This is a genomic window from Pseudomonas sp. FG98 (assembly GCF_057808595.1).
Window position 1 is genome coordinate 15,917 of record NZ_JBMDIJ010000029.1, and the last position, 14,977, is coordinate 30,893.

Genomic DNA, 14,977 nt, shown 5'->3' on the forward strand with positions numbered 1-14,977 from the left:
TATGAATGCGCTCTGGCTGATCCTCAAGGTAATCACCTTCCCGGCTTGGGGGCCGCTCTGGCTGACCTGGAAGCTTGGCAAGTTCCTGCTGGTCCTGGTGCTGGTGTCTGCCGCCTCGGGTTGCGTTACCAACAGCGGCACCATCGACAAGTCGCCATGCGCCTGTGAATTCACCCCATTTGTCATCCAGCACAAGGAGTCCCGCAATGCGTAAGTTCTTCACCCTGACCAACATCATCTGCGTGGGCGTGGTCGGCTTTGCGGCGGCGTCGATCATCTACGTCAATGTCACCAACATCAATTTCAGCTCTACGCCGGAGGACGAAGCGGCGCCGGTAGTCGAGGTGCAAACCGGCAATCCTTTGCTGAAAGCAACCAAAGACGATGTAGCAGGCTGGTTCCCTGGCACCTGCTTTGCCGAGATCTACATGCAAAACCCGTCGTACAACGGCGGTCTGGTGAAAGGCTGCATCGACAAAACCGCGCAGGAGATCAAGGCCCAAACCGGAGCTGCCTTGAGTGCTGAGGACTTCCGGTCGCCCGAAGTGATCTCCCACTTCAAGACCGTATACGGGGCCGGGAATCCATGGCGCAGCTGACGTTACAAGGCCTGGTTGGGGCCACTGATGAAGTAACCACTTCCTTTGTCAGTGAGGTCTTCCCCAACCTGGCCAGCATGGTAGAGCCGCTGGTATGGACTCTGGCGGTGGGCTACTGGGTCGCTTTGGGTCTGCAGATGTACAACGGCCATGTTTCAGTCAAAGGCTGGGATATCGTCAAGCGGGCCATGTTGACCGCCCTGGTGTTTACCTGCCTGAACTGGTCCGCAGGCGGGACGGTTCTTTATCAGGCCTGGGGCGCTTGGACCGAAAGTATCGCGTCAAAGATCATGAGCGGCGGCGTAAGCACGAACTCCATGCTCGATGCGCTTTACGTCGATATTGGCAAGGTCGCCAGTACGCTGATGAATGTCAGCTGGCGGCAGGCAGCGATGATCTTGATGGGGACCGGCCTGTTTGTGCTGAACTGCATCCTGTTTATCGCGGCTGTGCTGAACATGCTGATTGCCAAGTTTGGTGCAGCAATCGTCATGGCGATACTACCGATCATGATTGGCTTTATCTTCTTTGATGCGGTGCGCCAGTGGGCAATGAACTGGTTTAGCAAGATGCTGAACTTCTCATTGATCTACATCCTGTCGATTGCTGTTGTCCGTTTTGGTTATTCCGTGTTCGGGGATGCAATCAAAGAAGTGGCCGCAACGGCAACTGTTACAGATGCCGCCCTGATCACTGCGCAGCAATGGGGCCAGTTGGTGATTGTTGAGGGTGTCATGATCATTTGCATGCTGCAGGTGCGCGGTTGGGCAGCAGCATTGTCATCGGGCGCGGCTGTTGGTGGTTCATCGCTGGTGCTGATGGCACTGCGTACTTTAGGGGTTCGTAAATAATGGACAAACAAGACAAGCAATTTGATAAGGCTGAAAAAGCCCGTCGTAAGCGTGAAGTCGAGGGCAACAAGACTCGCCAAGAGCGTAACCGTTCGCTGTTTTTCCAGGGGGTGCAGGCAGCTGTGATCTTGGGCCTTGGATTCGCCGTGGCAAGCTTGGCGAATTCCAAGACCTACATTCCGGTCGTCACGGTACTAGGAGCTGACGGCGAGGTCCTGAAACAGCGCGTCATCGACCAGGACAACGTTGATCAGGAACAAGCGATCATCGAGAAAACCCTATTCGACATGATCCGCGCATGTGAAACCTTTGACCCCAAACGTAAGCAGCAGTTGTCCGATACCTGCCATACCTACCAGACGCAGCAAGTTGCCCGGGAGTATGAGGAAGTCACCAACCCGGAAAACCCGCAGAACCCCTATGTTCTGCTGGGTGAAAACGATTGGATCGAAGGGCAGCCGTACTTGATGAATAAAGTTGGCGATGAATACCAAGTTTCCTTCAAGTCAATTACCCATAAATGGGGTGACAAGGAACCGGTTGAACGTCGTTACCTTGCAACCATCAAGATTGCGCATACTTTGGTACCCCGTGCCCTTGGGGATCGCTGGGAAAACCCTTTTGGCACGCTGGCCACTGTGTATCGCAAGAGCGAAGAACTGAGCCGCCGGTAATTCGCTGAACTGACAAGGAAACTAATCATGAAAAAACAGTTTGTTTTGCCGACTGCTATTGCTTTGAGTTTGTCTCTTTGCGCATTTAGCACCCATGCCGCAAAGTTGCCGAAGCCGCTTTCCAGTGATAATCGCGTAAAACAAGTGCCGTACGATCCCAACCAGGTTTATGAGTTGGTGGGCACTTATGGCTACCAGACTTCCATCGAGTTTGAAGCTGATGAAATGGTGAAGGTCGTGGCCCTGGGCGACACCATCGCCTGGCAGAGCATGCCATTTCGCAACCGTGTGTTTCTCAAGCCGGTAGAAGACAACGCCGACACCAACATGACGGTGATCACCTCCAAGCGTACCTACTACTTCCAGCTGAACAGCACCAAGGTCAAGTCGGGCCAGTCGTACCTGGTGCGATTCGTTTACCCGAACGCTCGCATCACCTCGTACAACCCCGAGGGGGAAACCCCTGCTGGCAGTACCCCGGTCACCAGCTCGGGCACTCCGGCATCGCCGAACATCAATTACGGCTACTCGGGGGACAAGGAAGCCATCGGCGTGCAGGGCGTGATGGACGACGGTCAGTTCACCAAGTTCCTGATCAAGAAAGGCGCCGATCTGCCGCAGTTCTACCGCGTACTGCCGGATGGTACCGAGGCGATGGTCGATGCTCGCCGTGAAGGTGAGTACATGGTCGTCAAGCGCCTGGCCAGCATGTTCGTCTTGCGCAGTGGTAATGCCTACGTCTGCGTTGAAAACCTGGCCAATCCCTACAAGCGCACCGTAACCCGTGGTGCCCGTGACGGCGGGGGGGCATAAAGATGGCCACCGAACCTACTCAACCTCAAGAAAAGACCCGTGACGAAGAGATCCGCGAGTGGAACGAGTCCAACTCGATGCTCAAGGGCAAGGCAGGCAACAGCAAGCGCAGTGGTATTGCCATTGCGGTAGCCGCAGTGGTCGCCTGTGGCTTCGCGTACATGGTTACCCATGGCGATGACGAAACCGAAAATAAAGACACGCTGAAAAAAGAAGAACTGGTCGCGGCCAGCCCGCGCAAAGTGATGGATCCGCCACCTCGTCGGGAGGCTGCGAAGGTCGCGCCGGTGAGCAATGAGCCGGGCGCGCCGGCAGATACGCCACGTTCGGTCGTTGACCGGCAGCAGCAAGGCGCCGTGAGCGATGAAGAACGACGCCGGCAGCAGCTGGAAATGCAGGCCCAACTGGAGCGGGAGAAAATGCTCGCGGCACGGCAGCGCTCGGCCATTTTCGCGACGGCCAAAGACGAAGGTTTTGACCAAGGGGCAGGGCAGGGCGCCGATGGCCAGCAGGCCAACGGTGGCTCTCTACTGGGTGGCGGTGGTCGTTCTTCACAAGGCCCGATGAATGCAAACGATGCTTTCGCCGCGTCTACCTACAGCGATAGCGTGCCGTTCACCGAAGCCCGTGTGATGGAGAACCTGGGATACAAAGTGCTGCAGGGGGCTGTCATCGAGGCAACCCTGCAGCCCCGCGCTCAAAGCCAACTGCCTGGTCAAATCTGCGCGTCGATTGCACAGGATGTATACGCCGCCGAAGGGCGCCGGGTAATGCTCCCGTGGGGTTCCTTGGTGTGTGGGAGCTACAACGCCAGCTTGAAGCCGGGCCAAGAGCGCTTGTTTACCATCTGGAACTTTGTGCGAATCCCGCGCCTGGACGGGCGCCCTCCGATGGAAATCCCGCTCAACAGTGCCGGTACCGACCAGTTGGGTACCGCTGGCCAGGGTGGCGTGGTCGACAACCACTGGGCGCAGATTTTCGGTGTCGCGGCTGCGGTATCGATCATCGGCGCCGGGGCCTCGAACAGCGGTGTTTCGTCGAGCGATCAGGAGAATTCCTCGTCCCGCTACCGCAGCGAAGTACAGGAAGCCGCCGCCGATTCGGCACAGACCATTTTGGGCCGCTACGCCAACATTCAGCCGACCGTGACTGTCCCGCATGGCTCGCGTGTCGTGATTTATCTGCAGCGCGACCTGGACTTTACCAAGGCATTCGCCAAGCAGGCCGAACGCGCCGAAAGCGGCGGCGTTACCTTCATCAACTGAGGACCGGATATGTCTGAGATTGCATCCTTTCGCACAAAACTGGGTCCGCTTGCTGGCATGTTGGATGACCCGGAAGTGACAGAGATCGCTATCAACGGTCCAGACAACGTATGGGCCGGCTACCGCAGTAGCCGGTTCATGCGTCCGGTTCCGGTTCAAGGTGTAACGCTCCCCCTGATCAAATCGCTGGCCAGCCTGATTGCCGCCCACACTGACCAGGAAGTGAGCGCCTACACGCCAATCCTGTCGGGGCGTATCCCAATCAATCTGGACGACAACGTCCCGGACAACGAGCGGGGCGACTACCGCGTCCAGATCGTCCTGGCCCCGGCTGTTGAGCAGCACATCGGCGGTATCGTCTGTATCCGTAAACCAGGGCGGAAGCAAATTACCCTCGATCAATACGAGGCTTCCGGTGCTTTCGACTTCATCAACCAGCCACGTGATCATGGCCAGTACAGCGATGATCACCTGGTTGAACTGTATCGGGCCAAGCGCTGGAAAGAGTTCTTCAAGGGCATCGTCAAGGCGCGCAAGAACATCATGGTTTCTGCCGGTACCAATGCCGGCAAAACCACTTTCCTCAACGAGTTGCTGCAGCATGTGGACGGCAACAATGGCGAGCGAGTAATCACCATTGAGGACACCCGCGAACTGCGCCCAGCGGGCGGGAACGTGGTGAACCTGATCTATTCGCGAGGTGGCCAGGGCAAGGCCCGTGTCACGCCATTCGATCACCTGGAATCGATTCTTCGTCTGACCCCTGACCGGGCAATTATGGGCGAGCTGCGTGGCGGCGAGGCGTTCCCCTTCCTTGAACTGATGAACACCGGTCACAGCGGCACGATGAGTTCTATCCACGCCGACTCGCCGGATCTCATGTTCGACCGCCTGGCATCAATGGCATCGCGTGGCGGTGCTGACATGAGCAAAAACCAGCTGATCGAGTTCTCCCGGCATCTGATCGATGTCGTTATCCAGTGGGAATACGGCTTCGATGGCCGACGCATCATCACGGAGGTTCACTATGCGAAAGCTGCCTAAGTTCACCCTGGCGCTGCTGGCCAGTGTCTGCGCGTCTGCCATGGTTCATGCCGAAGATGCACAGCCGACCCGGTTTTCCGAACTTGCCGCCAAGTGCGCGCCGACCGTTCACCCGTCCACGCTCAAGGCGTTGATCGGCAACGAGTCTACCTTCAACCCTTACGCAATCGGCGTGGTTGGCACTCACCTGCAGCGGCAACCTCAGTCCTTGAGCGAAGCCATCGCCACTGCCGAGCAGTTGGAACGGGACGGCAAGCGTTATGCCATGGGCCTTGGCCAGTTGCTAGTCACCAACATGCGTGCACGCGGGCTGAGCTATCAGGATGTGTTCGAGCCATGCCGCAACCTGCAGGCCATCAGCAACTTGCTGGTGGAGTATTACAAGCAGGCGCTTACGACCAGTAGTGACAAGCAAGAGGCGCTGTTGAAGGCCTTTTCGATGTACTACAGCGGCAACGAGCTGCGTGGCTTCCGCCCGGATCGACCTGGCGAAATGTCTTACGTCGAGAAAGTGGTTCACCGCGCCCTGAACCCCACTGCTGAGGATCCGATTGTGCCGGCTGTAGAGGGTGCAGAAGGCGCTGAGCCGATTTCCGTGGTTGCAGCTAGCTCCCCTGCCCGAAAAGCGCCGCAGCGCGCTCGTAGGGCCTCTGAACAGCAGGAAGGTCCATGGCTGACCTTCACTGACGACAATGGCCAAGCCGTTGCTGCCGCGAAGACTGAGACTGCCAGCAAGCCGCAGATCCAAGTCCACCTCAACACCGATGCCGAGGCTGATATTCCGAAGCGGGAATTCAAGCGCTTCGATCAGCCTGCGCCACAACACTTTGAACAAGCCGAGGCGCAGCCTGTTGCCGAACAGCAGCAAGCCACCCCGTCATTTGTCCAGATCATCAATTGATTTCTCGCACGCGAGAAAAGGAGTTCGTATGCGCACCCCAATCATGACTTTCCTCGCTGCGCTGGCATTTGCCGGTACCGTGCAGGCGAATGAATTGCCGCAGCCACCAACTAATTACGACTACGGCTCTAAAAGCGATTCAGAAGCTTGTGGGGCCACCCTGTGTCTGCTGGGCATGATCCGCGACGGTGATTGTGACAAGTACGTCACCAAGTACTTCAGCATCATTCGAACGAAAAAAGGAAAATTCAGCCCGTCCAGAACTGCCGAAGCTCGGGGTGACTTTGTTGCCCAGTGCGCTGAGGACCAGGACCGTGCTAAAGCGGCCAATGACAAATGGGGGACCGTACAACGTGGCTTCTAAGTTCACTGCAGTAAGGTCCCTTTCCTTGGCCGTAGCGATGGTGGCCAGCTCCCTGGTTTGGGCTGACCAGGCGCCTGCTTCGTCGGAGCCTGCAGCCGCACCGCTATTGGTCGATGGCGCGCGCCGCATTGAAGTCGGCTTCTCGCCAGAAGGCTCGGCACAGGATCTAGTACTGCGCACCATTGGCGCGGCCAAAAGCTCGATTCGCCTTTCGGCGTACATGCTGACCAGCCCCGATGTGACCAAGGCCTTGATCTCGGCCAAACAGCGCGGTGTCGATGTGGCGGTGGTGGCTGACCATCAAGGCAATCTGCAAGGTGGCGCTGCCCGCGCTGGCCAACATGCGCTGACATTGCTGGCCCGTGCCGGCATCCCAACCCGTACGGTGAAGGCCTACGCGATCCACCATGACAAGTTCATGGTGATTGACGGCAAGGCAGTTGAAACCGGCAGCTACAACTACACCGCTGCAGCTGCCAGAAACAATAGTGAGAACGCACTGGTCGTCTGGAACGACGCCGATCTCGCTGAGCAGTACCTGAACCACTGGCAGAGCCGGTGGGAGAAGGGCCAAGCATTCAAACCAAGCTACTGAGAGGGCACGCACATGGACAAGCAAACTGATCAGACCACCACTTACCAGCTGTTCCAAAAGGGCAGGGAACCGGAAACGTTCACCGACGCAAAGCTGGCGGGCGCAGCCTGGTTCAAGGCCGAGCTTTCCGACAAATCCGTGATGACTGTTCAACAGGGCGGGCAAGCCGCTCGTGTCTTTGCGCAGGTTGGCAAGGAGGGCACGCAGTATTACAAGGATCTGCCGTTCGACAATATGCCAGGCGCTGCAGACTTCAAAGCCTCGTTCAAGGATGCGCTGGAGCTGCGCAAGGCTGAGCAATCCGGCGCGGCCTCTGGTAAACCCGGTGAAGCGATGGCAATGGCCAAGCCAATGGATATGCCGGCCATCAAGGCAGCTGAGCAGGGCAAGACCTACGACGGCAAGATAGTCGCCTTCCACAATAACCAGGTGATTCAGGCCGTCAGTGACGGACAGAAGACTATCCATATTGCCCATGAGCGAGCGGCCTTGAGCAGTGCCAAGGCTGGGTTGTTGCACCAGGGCAAGGATCTGTCGATCCGTTACCCGTTCTCGGGCGTTGGCATCGTGCAAGAACGCCAGCTGCAGCACGAACTAAAAACCCCCTCACACCAACCGAAAGGCTACGGCGGCAAAGGTTTTTGAGTAGTAGCTGAAAAAGGAGAAAGGAGCCGGTACAGATTGTGTGAAAACCTAGCAATCTGCCCGGCCCTTTAAGAGAATGCTCCGTATCGAAAGATATGGAGCATTTTTCGTTATGGCCTACATACAAGGAGAGTCCCGCAGCCAGACCAGCCTGTTCCCGGTCTCGTTGGAGGAATTGATCCCTGAAGATCACCTCGTACGGGTCATTGATCTGTATGTCGCCAAGCTGGATCTGGGTCAACTCGGCTTTGAGAAAACTCAGCCCAAGGCCACCGGGCGCCCCGCGTACGACCCCGCCGATCACCTAAAGCTCTACCTTTATGGTTACTTCCAGCGCATTCGCTCGTCCCGGCGCCTGGAAGCCGAATGCCAGCGCAACATCGAAGTGATGTGGCTGATCAATCGGCTCAAACCCGACTTCAAAACCATCGCCGACTTCCGCAAGAACAACAAAGCTGCGTTCGTCGCGACATGCCGAGCCTTTGTACAGTTCTGCCGAGCTGCCGGTTTGATTGCCGGTGACTTGGTTGCCATCGACGGGAGCAAGTTTCAGGCAGTCGCTTCCGCGCGACGCCACCTGAACTTGAACCAGCTCAAGCGTCAGGACGAGAAGCTGGAGAAGCGGATTGCCCAATACCTGGCGGACCTGGATGCCGCAGACAAGTCTGAGGGCGAGCAAGTGATAGATCGCACTGCGATCAAGGCGGCCCTGGCGAAACTTGAGGCCAAGCAGCAAGACAATCGCAGTTGCCAAGCCTTGATGAAATCGATGGGGCTGGAGCAGTTCAACACGCACGAAAACGATGCCCGGATGATGCGCACGCCCAAGGGGGCGCGTGTTGCCTATAACGTGCAGACTGCCGTCGACGCAGAACACTGCCTGATTTTGCATCACGAGGTGACGCAAGAGGGTGATGACCGTAAGCAGCTCGAACCCATGGCTAAAGCAGCCAAAGCCGAACTTGGGCAAGACGCTCTGACCGTGACTGCGGACATGGGCTACTCAAACGGCCAACAGTTCCAGGCGTGTGAGGAAGCCTCCATTACCGCTTACGTGCCGCCAAACCGAACCTCGAACCCAGGCGGAGAGGCATTGTTCGAACGCCAAGACTTTACCTACGACTCTGACCACGATCGGTACCAATGTCCAGCAGGCCAGTGGCTAACCCTGAAGCAGCGTTACAAAGGCGACCGGATCTACCAGGCAGCAATCAGCGACTGCGCTGGATGTGCGCTGAAAGCCCAATGTACGACGGCCAAGCGCCGCTACGTCTCGCGTCACGCACAAGAAGAAGCCTTTGAACGAATGACGAAGCGGATGCAACTGCATCCAGAGATGATGGAACGACGCAGATCCATCGTGGAGCACCCGTTTGGTAATCTCAAACAATGGCTATTTGGGAACGGACGGTTCTTGCTACGGCAACTCGAAGGGACGAGAGCCGAAATGGCCTTGGCCGTGACCGCATACAACCTCAAGCGGGCGATCAGCGTACTGGGTACCAAGAAAATGATGCAGTTGATGGGCTGAGGAGCCTTTTTTCAGCACAAAAACAAACGCCCCGAACAAGTCGGGGCGTTTGGTCTAGGACCTATCAGTGTGTTTTCACACAATCTGGGTAGGCTCCTTTCTTTTTGCCCGATATTCGATATGACTCATGACGAAATCGATCAGCTGCTGTGGCCATTCGAGCCGCTATTCGGTCGCTGGTCGGACGCACAGATCGCCACTGCAGCGGGTGTTAGCATCCACGCGGTGGCAGGACGGCGCCGACGCCTTGGCATTGGGAGCCATCTGCAGGCCTATGACTCCATCTTGGGTCTGTTCACGGATGAGCATGTGGCCCAGCTGGCAGGGGTGGCCAAGCAAACGATAACGGTCAGGCGGTCATCCCTGGGCATTCCGTCGCACCGTGACCAGCAGACCAATCCGCTCGAAGTGTTCGATCCCCTGCTAGGGGTGTTGAGCGATGCAGCGATTGCTCAACTCGCCGGCAGAAGTCCAAGTGCAGTCCTCAAGCGCCGGCGTAAACTTGGAATCACCACGTACCGTCCACGTTCCGATACCCCGCCACTGAAAACCCCGCACAAGGCGGGGCATAGTGGGAAGCTGGCCAGCACCACCAAAAGCGTTTGACTCACATCCTGGGATGCCCGCTGCTCGGGCCTTCCAAGCGAGTACGTTGCTTGCGCTCCAGCGCCTGGCCGTCCGCAACATTCCGCGGTTGAATCGACTCCCTACGCTGCCGCTCGCGTTCCTGCTGCAGCGACAACGCCGTGGTTTTGTCGTAGCGCTTGGCGATTGCTGCCGGCAGACCTTTGATTGAGTCTGCATAGACGCGGGCTTCATGCCGTGCCCGGCTGATGGCCACATACCAAAGGTTCTGCGAGGTGGTGCGGCTCTTGGTGTTGAGCGAGATCATGACGCGATCATTGGTCAGACCCTGAGCGCTGTGGACGGTCGCGGAATAGGCATGTTCCAGGTGCAACGGCTTGTTGGTCGGCAAGCTCACGGTGCGTTCGGGCTGGCCGTTGATCTCCTTGAGCGAAGCCAGCTGCACCACGCCGCCCTCGATGCTGACTACGCGCATGCGGTCGCCGTTGGTGAGGTCCAGCTTGGGATCCTGGCGGTTGATGCGAATGAGGTCACCCACAGACAGCTCGGGTTTCTCCAGCTTGTAGACACTGAGCTTGGTGGCCTGTCTCGGGTTGAACTCGTATCGGTTGCCGCTACGGTCCTTGACCACAAGCACATTACCCGGCAGCGCCTGGTCGACCACATACAGCTCACCTCGTACCAGGCCAGCCCGTTTATAGTCCTTTTCCGGCTGAATGATCATGCCCTGCTTGTAGCTGGGGGCGTACCGACGTTCTGCGTCGGTGGAATCGACACGGTTCAACGTTTCGAACTGTTTACCCTTCCCCAGCAGCCCGAGTGCCTGGCGGGCCATCTGGTTGATTTCCTTCCGGTCCTTGTTGGTGCCGGCAACGATCAATACCTCTTTGCGTTGGTCGGGCGTCAGTGCCATGTAGTCGCGGACAATGGCCTGGTGCCGCTCAGTGGCCGTTCGCAATTCTTCAACGTGTTTCAGGTGATCCAGGGACTTGGTGGGCTTCCCCTCGGCCGCATGCTGCACTGCCAGTTTCAACTCGGGATCCTTCTGCCGCTGGATCTCCTTGATACGTGCGGTCTGCATGCCGTTTTGCTGCAGCTGAGCAAATGGCTTGCCTGCCTCGATGGCCTCGGTTTGCTTGGTGTCACCCAGCTGGATCAAGCGGGCGCCGGATTGCTCGATCTCCCGCATCAGCCGTTCCATCTGGCGGGCGCCCACCACGCCGGCCTCATCGAGAATAACGATGGTCTTGGCATCCAATCCCTTGTTCTTGGTGTGGAAGAAGCTGGCCAGCGTGTGCGCATCCAACCCTTCGTTCTTCAAGGCGGTGACCTGGTTGCCGTACGGTGCCAGGGCAACAACTCTGTACCCTGATCCCGGTTGGGAATCCCGGCTGGCCATCGCGGCGTTCACGGAATCGATCAGTTTGACGGCACGGTCTACCGAGTAGGTTTTGCCGGTACCGGCATCACCCTGGATGCCTACAAATCGATTGTTGGTGCTGACGATCACCTCAACGGCTTGGTATTGGCCAGCCGACAAGGTGGACCCTTCCAGCGCCTTGGCCACCTGTTCCTTGGTCATCAACGGGGTGACCTGGCCACGGCCTGTCCGCTCGATAGCCAGAATGGCTTTCTCGCGCTTCAAGGCCTTCTGCGTCGTATAGCGCTTTTCTGCAGGCTCTAGCGAACCGCGCTTGATAGCCTTGTCTACATACTGACGGGCCTGTTTCTCACTCCAGCCTTTCAGCTCCTGCAGGTGTGCCCGCCAGCCAGCAGGCGACAGTACCGGCGAATCTAAGTCGCCGTTGGGCATGCGGTAGGTCGGCGGAGATTCGATAAGCGTCCCTTGCTTGACCAGGCGCTTGATTTCCTCGTTTACCTGATCAGGGGTAGCAAGGCCGACCGCACGTCGCAAGGCGACGGTGCGCAGGTCATTTTCCCCTACCACTTGCTCACGTTCGGTCAGGTGATTGATGGCGTACTGGACAACGGCCTGCCCTGGCGTGATGCCCTCGGGCAGGCTGTATTCTGCAGGGCTGCCCTTGCGAGGCGCGTATTCGCGATTGTCCAGGTGGCTGCGAGCGCCAAAATCAATGCCCAGCTCGCGAGCTTTGGTTACCCAATATTCTTTGACCAGGTGGCGGTCGCGCTCGTCCTTGCGTGGCCGTGTGGCCATCGCAATGATCTGCTTTTCGAGCGGGGTGGCATCGGCGCGGGTTTTTCCGTCCTTGGCCAGCGCGTCCTCGATCACTTTGGAACGACTGGAAAACGCCTCGATCTGGTCACGCGATATGTGGGCCAGCTCGAAGTTGCCCTGGTTATCCAGAACCCGGATCTCATATCCCAGCGCACGCAGTTCCTGGGCAAGGATGCCCTTGTACATGGCATCGACTTGCGGCTGGATCTTGTAGATATCGTCGTTGCGCAAAGCGCGCCATTTGCCATCCGACCGCCTGGTCATGTTCATGACCACGGCATGCGTGTGCATCTGCGGATCCTTGGCCCGGCTCATTTCATGACGAAACTTGCCTATCACCAAGTTGCCCGAGCGCTCGAGCATGGTTTTGCCGTTCACCTTCAATCGTGTTTGGGCCAGGCGCTCGACTTCCTCCATGCTCTTGGTCACTGCGCGGTCGTGTGCTGCCATCACATCCTTGTCGCCGGCGATCAGCGCCTGCATTGAGACGGACTTAGGAGCCGAGAACGTTAGGTCTAAGCCCATGCGACGGGAGCCTGTTTCCTTGTCGAAGGTCTTAGCCATTCGTTCGCCATTCGGGAGCTTTCCATCGAACAGACGGGCCAGCTCCTTCTGGTCGATAGGCCCCTCCAAACCCAGCAACTCGGCACCGATACCTTGCCACTCGCCGGGGGCTTCCTTGGCGTAGTAGTCATCGGCGTTGGAAAAGTAGCCTGCCGCCGCGTACTGGTTGTCACCCTTGATCAGCGTCACGTTGAACATCGCTTACCTCGTCAAGCTGCTTGGCCAATGACGATTGCCGGCGCCCGCTCTTTGTAATCGACGTAAGGCGTCTTGATCTTGGTAATGGGGAAGTCCTCGGCAAACTTGACGTAGGCTTCCAAGTCATTGAGGTTCGAGATCTCCGAATCCATCACGACCGGTTCCAGCTTGATTTCCTCGGCCCTCGTCATGCGCCCTGCAGTCCAAGACTTGCGGAAGCGCTTGACCTCCTGATTGCCCAAGATTTCCTTGGCCATTTCGGCGTTCTTGGCGTTTGCCGCCGCCAGAATGACGTAGTTACGAAAGCACGACAGCAGCGTGTCCGCGTCGTCCCGGCCATAACTTGCGTTGAGCTGGGACCAGTCTTGCAGACTGCCGACCATGCGCAGGCCATGTTTCCGGCCCTTGGTCGCAGCGGGAACGAAACTCTCCAATTTACCGAGCGATTGCAGCTCATCGAGAAACAGCCACAGACGTTTACCGGTCATTGGCTCGGAGCTGAGGATGGTTGCGCAGATGGTATCGATCCAGGTGGCCACCAGCGGGCGCATGGTGTCGCGCATATCCTCCCGCCAGGTAATGAACAGGTTGCCGGCGTCGGGATCATTCACCCAGCGATAAATCGAAAAGTCACCTTTACCCATGTAGCGAAGAGGGCGGATGTACTTGTTCATCATGAACTGGATGCTTGCGATGGCTTTCTCCGCGTTGTCACGGAAATAGCCTTCGGAGTCGGTGTTCGCCAAGAACGCCCGGATGGTGTCGCCATCTTCGCGAACCAGAAGGTTGACCAGCGTATCTTGGTTGGCGTTGTTCGTTTCCATCAGCTTGCGCATGGTGTCGGACAGTACGTCCCGAGCGTAGGCACACCACTGCTCGTCGCTGGGGTCTACCTGCGGCGGAATGATCGATTTAGCCATGCGGTTGAAATCGTGAACGCCACGGATCTCGTTGAAGATGGTCCAGCCTGCAGAGCGCGCATCAAAGGGATTGAGAATGTAGTCGCCCTTGAAACTGAACTTGGAGTAAAAGGTCCCGTTGGGATCGACCACGGCCATGCGGTCGTTGCGCCGTAATGCCGATGCGATCATGCCTTCCATGGTCACGGACTTACCGGCACCGATGGACGCGCAGATCATGGTGTTGCGGTCTTCTAGGTGCAGCGGCATCGGCAGCTTGCCGACCATGATTGGCTTGGCATTCTCCAACCCCTTTTTGCGGCGCTCACGGTTGGTCTTGGCATTGCGAGCGTTGACCTTGCGCTCCACGAAATGCCAGTTACGAATCCGAGAACCACGCAGCCATTGCTGGAACCGTTCGCCTCTGAACCCGTCGTCGCAGTATTCGTACAGGTAGTAACACAAGCCTGCAGCAACAACCGAGGTGGCAATGGTGGCACCCAGCACTAGAGGTTCGTGCCAGCCGTTGTGCAGTGTTTCTTTGAACGCTGCAGGGAACGGCGCCAGTGGCAGCTGAGCCAGCTGGGTGCCGGCCAACCAGCCAGCGATCGGCAAACCAAAGCCCGCTGTCATAGCGGCGGAATCAACCTCTTGTTTGTGCATCAGTCCTCTCCTGATAGACGTTCAATGTCCTCGGCCAGGTCGGGCAAAAGTGCTGCGAGTGCATCCTCGCTGCTGACCAGGTGCTTGAGATGAGCGCGCAGCTCATTGACCTTGCCCTGTGCCGTTCCTTGACGCAGCAGATAGACCACGATGGCCTGAATGGTTCTGCTCCGTGCCTGTTCCTGGGTGATGGTTTCGAGCAAGCCAAGGATCTGTTGCTGCTCGGCCCAGCTGTCCATATCCACCTGCCGGCCACCTTTGTCTGTGGCCAGCACCCGGTCGCGGATGTAGCTCGATAGGTGCTTATAGCCAGCGAGTGCCGCCGCTTCTTCAACCCTGGACAGCTGCTCGTCGTTGAATCGAATGGGTACTGTTTTGCCCACGTTGCTCCCTCAAATGCACCTTGAAAATTGGGGTTTGACATGCCCAAAGGTAACGCACATTCGCTGTAATGCAAATGTATCACACAAAAACCTTGATTTATCTGCACTGCAAGCATACTTTGTAATACAAACGTATCACGTAGTAAATTCTGGAAAAGCGGCTCAGGCTCAAGGCTGACGCGGCTTCCACCTCCCGCCAGGGAGGT

16 protein-coding genes are annotated in these 14,977 nt (G+C 57.6%); 13 read left to right on the forward strand and 3 right to left on the reverse strand.

Annotated features, from left to right (window positions below; translation table 11 throughout):
• Position 1 precedes the first annotated feature (1 nt).
• From ACODSK_RS17695 to ACODSK_RS17755, 13 genes are all read left to right on the forward strand, one after another.
• Entirely contained in the window at positions 2-214 is a 213-nt protein-coding gene (locus ACODSK_RS17695; RefSeq protein ID WP_028691934.1) for a hypothetical protein, read from the forward strand.
• Positions 207-599 carry a hypothetical protein gene (locus tag ACODSK_RS17700; protein ID WP_028691935.1) on the forward strand — a complete coding sequence of 131 codons (393 nt, stop codon included), beginning with the start codon at positions 207-209 and terminating at the stop codon, positions 597-599. The genes ACODSK_RS17695 and ACODSK_RS17700 overlap by 8 nt, the downstream gene beginning before the upstream one ends.
• Complete coding sequence (locus ACODSK_RS17705; protein ID WP_028691936.1) at positions 587-1,450, forward strand: TrbL/VirB6 family protein; 864 nt, start codon at positions 587-589, stop codon at positions 1,448-1,450. The genes ACODSK_RS17700 and ACODSK_RS17705 overlap by 13 nt, the downstream gene beginning before the upstream one ends.
• Positions 1,450-2,124: a VirB8 family type IV secretion system protein gene (locus ACODSK_RS17710; protein WP_028691937.1), complete on the forward strand. Its 675-nt coding sequence runs from the start codon at positions 1,450-1,452 to the stop codon at positions 2,122-2,124. Before ACODSK_RS17705 ends, ACODSK_RS17710 begins: the two co-directional genes overlap by 1 nt.
• Positions 2,125-2,151: 27 nt before the next feature.
• On the forward strand, positions 2,152-2,937 hold the full coding sequence (locus tag ACODSK_RS17715) for a TrbG/VirB9 family P-type conjugative transfer protein (protein ID WP_028691938.1): 786 nt from the start codon (positions 2,152-2,154) through the stop codon (positions 2,935-2,937).
• A 2-nt stretch (positions 2,938-2,939) separates the two neighbouring features.
• The gene (locus ACODSK_RS17720; RefSeq protein WP_028691939.1) at positions 2,940-4,202 is read left to right on the forward strand and encodes a TraB/TrbI/VirB10 family type IV secretion system protein; all 1,263 of its coding nucleotides are present in this window, start codon (positions 2,940-2,942) and stop codon (positions 4,200-4,202) included.
• A gap of 9 nt (positions 4,203-4,211) precedes the next feature.
• Positions 4,212-5,246, forward strand: coding sequence for a P-type DNA transfer ATPase VirB11 (gene virB11 / locus ACODSK_RS17725; protein ID WP_028691940.1), 1,035 nt, complete (start codon positions 4,212-4,214; stop codon positions 5,244-5,246).
• Positions 5,230-6,147 carry a lytic transglycosylase domain-containing protein gene (locus tag ACODSK_RS17730; protein WP_028691941.1) on the forward strand — a complete coding sequence of 306 codons (918 nt, stop codon included), beginning with the start codon at positions 5,230-5,232 and terminating at the stop codon, positions 6,145-6,147. The genes virB11 and ACODSK_RS17730 overlap by 17 nt, the downstream gene beginning before the upstream one ends.
• A 28-nt stretch (positions 6,148-6,175) precedes the next feature.
• Positions 6,176-6,511, forward strand: coding sequence for a TrbM/KikA/MpfK family conjugal transfer protein (locus ACODSK_RS17735; RefSeq protein WP_028691942.1), 336 nt, complete (start codon positions 6,176-6,178; stop codon positions 6,509-6,511).
• Positions 6,512-6,536: 25 nt separating this feature from the next.
• Positions 6,537-7,106 (forward strand): phospholipase D family nuclease, encoded by a 570-nt coding sequence (locus tag ACODSK_RS17740; protein WP_231115633.1) that lies wholly within the window; start codon positions 6,537-6,539, stop codon positions 7,104-7,106.
• Positions 7,107-7,118: 12 nt separating this feature from the next.
• A complete protein-coding gene (locus tag ACODSK_RS17745) occupies positions 7,119-7,751 on the forward strand; it encodes a KfrB domain-containing protein (RefSeq protein WP_028691944.1) in 633 nt (210 codons plus the stop codon).
• Positions 7,752-7,863: 112 nt separating this feature from the next.
• Positions 7,864-9,282 (forward strand): IS1182 family transposase, encoded by a 1,419-nt coding sequence (locus ACODSK_RS17750; protein WP_181726247.1) that lies wholly within the window; start codon positions 7,864-7,866, stop codon positions 9,280-9,282.
• Between the two features lie 120 nt (positions 9,283-9,402).
• On the forward strand, positions 9,403-9,888 hold the full coding sequence (locus ACODSK_RS17755; protein ID WP_028691945.1) for a hypothetical protein: 486 nt from the start codon (positions 9,403-9,405) through the stop codon (positions 9,886-9,888).
• A 1-nt stretch (position 9,889) separates the two neighbouring features.
• Here ACODSK_RS17755 and mobF read toward each other — a convergent pair whose 3' ends face one another.
• From mobF to ACODSK_RS17770, 3 genes are read right to left on the reverse strand one after another with little or no spacing between them, the layout of a single operon-like run.
• Complete coding sequence (gene mobF, locus ACODSK_RS17760; RefSeq protein ID WP_028691946.1) at positions 9,890-12,826, reverse strand: MobF family relaxase; 2,937 nt, start codon at positions 12,824-12,826, stop codon at positions 9,890-9,892.
• Between the two features lie 11 nt (positions 12,827-12,837).
• On the reverse strand, positions 12,838-14,388 hold the full coding sequence (locus ACODSK_RS17765) for a type IV secretion system DNA-binding domain-containing protein (RefSeq protein WP_028691947.1): 1,551 nt from the start codon (positions 14,386-14,388) through the stop codon (positions 12,838-12,840).
• The gene (locus tag ACODSK_RS17770; protein ID WP_028691948.1) at positions 14,388-14,771 is read right to left on the reverse strand and encodes a hypothetical protein; all 384 of its coding nucleotides are present in this window, start codon (positions 14,769-14,771) and stop codon (positions 14,388-14,390) included. Before ACODSK_RS17770 ends, ACODSK_RS17765 begins: the two co-directional genes overlap by 1 nt.
• Positions 14,772-14,977: the final 206 nt, after the last annotated feature.

Excerpts from the sequence above, each read along its gene's own strand:
- ACODSK_RS17765 (WP_028691947.1), bottom strand. The coding sequence starts at position 14,388 with ATGCACAAACAAGAGGTTGATTCCGCCGCTATGACAGCGGGCTTTGGT.
- ACODSK_RS17745 (WP_028691944.1), top strand. The coding sequence starts at position 7,119 with ATGGACAAGCAAACTGATCAGACCACCACTTACCAGCTGTTCCAAAAG.
- ACODSK_RS17755 (WP_028691945.1), top strand. The coding sequence starts at position 9,403 with ATGACTCATGACGAAATCGATCAGCTGCTGTGGCCATTCGAGCCGCTA.
- ACODSK_RS17720 (WP_028691939.1), top strand. The coding sequence starts at position 2,940 with ATGGCCACCGAACCTACTCAACCTCAAGAAAAGACCCGTGACGAAGAG.
- ACODSK_RS17750 (WP_181726247.1), top strand. The coding sequence starts at position 7,864 with ATGGCCTACATACAAGGAGAGTCCCGCAGCCAGACCAGCCTGTTCCCG.
- ACODSK_RS17705 (WP_028691936.1), top strand. The coding sequence starts at position 587 with ATGGCGCAGCTGACGTTACAAGGCCTGGTTGGGGCCACTGATGAAGTA.
- mobF (WP_028691946.1), bottom strand. The coding sequence starts at position 12,826 with ATGTTCAACGTGACGCTGATCAAGGGTGACAACCAGTACGCGGCGGCA.
- ACODSK_RS17710 (WP_028691937.1), top strand. The coding sequence starts at position 1,450 with ATGGACAAACAAGACAAGCAATTTGATAAGGCTGAAAAAGCCCGTCGT.
- ACODSK_RS17730 (WP_028691941.1), top strand. The coding sequence starts at position 5,230 with ATGCGAAAGCTGCCTAAGTTCACCCTGGCGCTGCTGGCCAGTGTCTGC.
- ACODSK_RS17700 (WP_028691935.1), top strand. The coding sequence starts at position 207 with ATGCGTAAGTTCTTCACCCTGACCAACATCATCTGCGTGGGCGTGGTC.
- ACODSK_RS17735 (WP_028691942.1), top strand. The coding sequence starts at position 6,176 with ATGCGCACCCCAATCATGACTTTCCTCGCTGCGCTGGCATTTGCCGGT.
- virB11 (WP_028691940.1), top strand. The coding sequence starts at position 4,212 with ATGTCTGAGATTGCATCCTTTCGCACAAAACTGGGTCCGCTTGCTGGC.
- ACODSK_RS17715 (WP_028691938.1), top strand. The coding sequence starts at position 2,152 with ATGAAAAAACAGTTTGTTTTGCCGACTGCTATTGCTTTGAGTTTGTCT.
- ACODSK_RS17695 (WP_028691934.1), top strand. The coding sequence starts at position 2 with ATGAATGCGCTCTGGCTGATCCTCAAGGTAATCACCTTCCCGGCTTGG.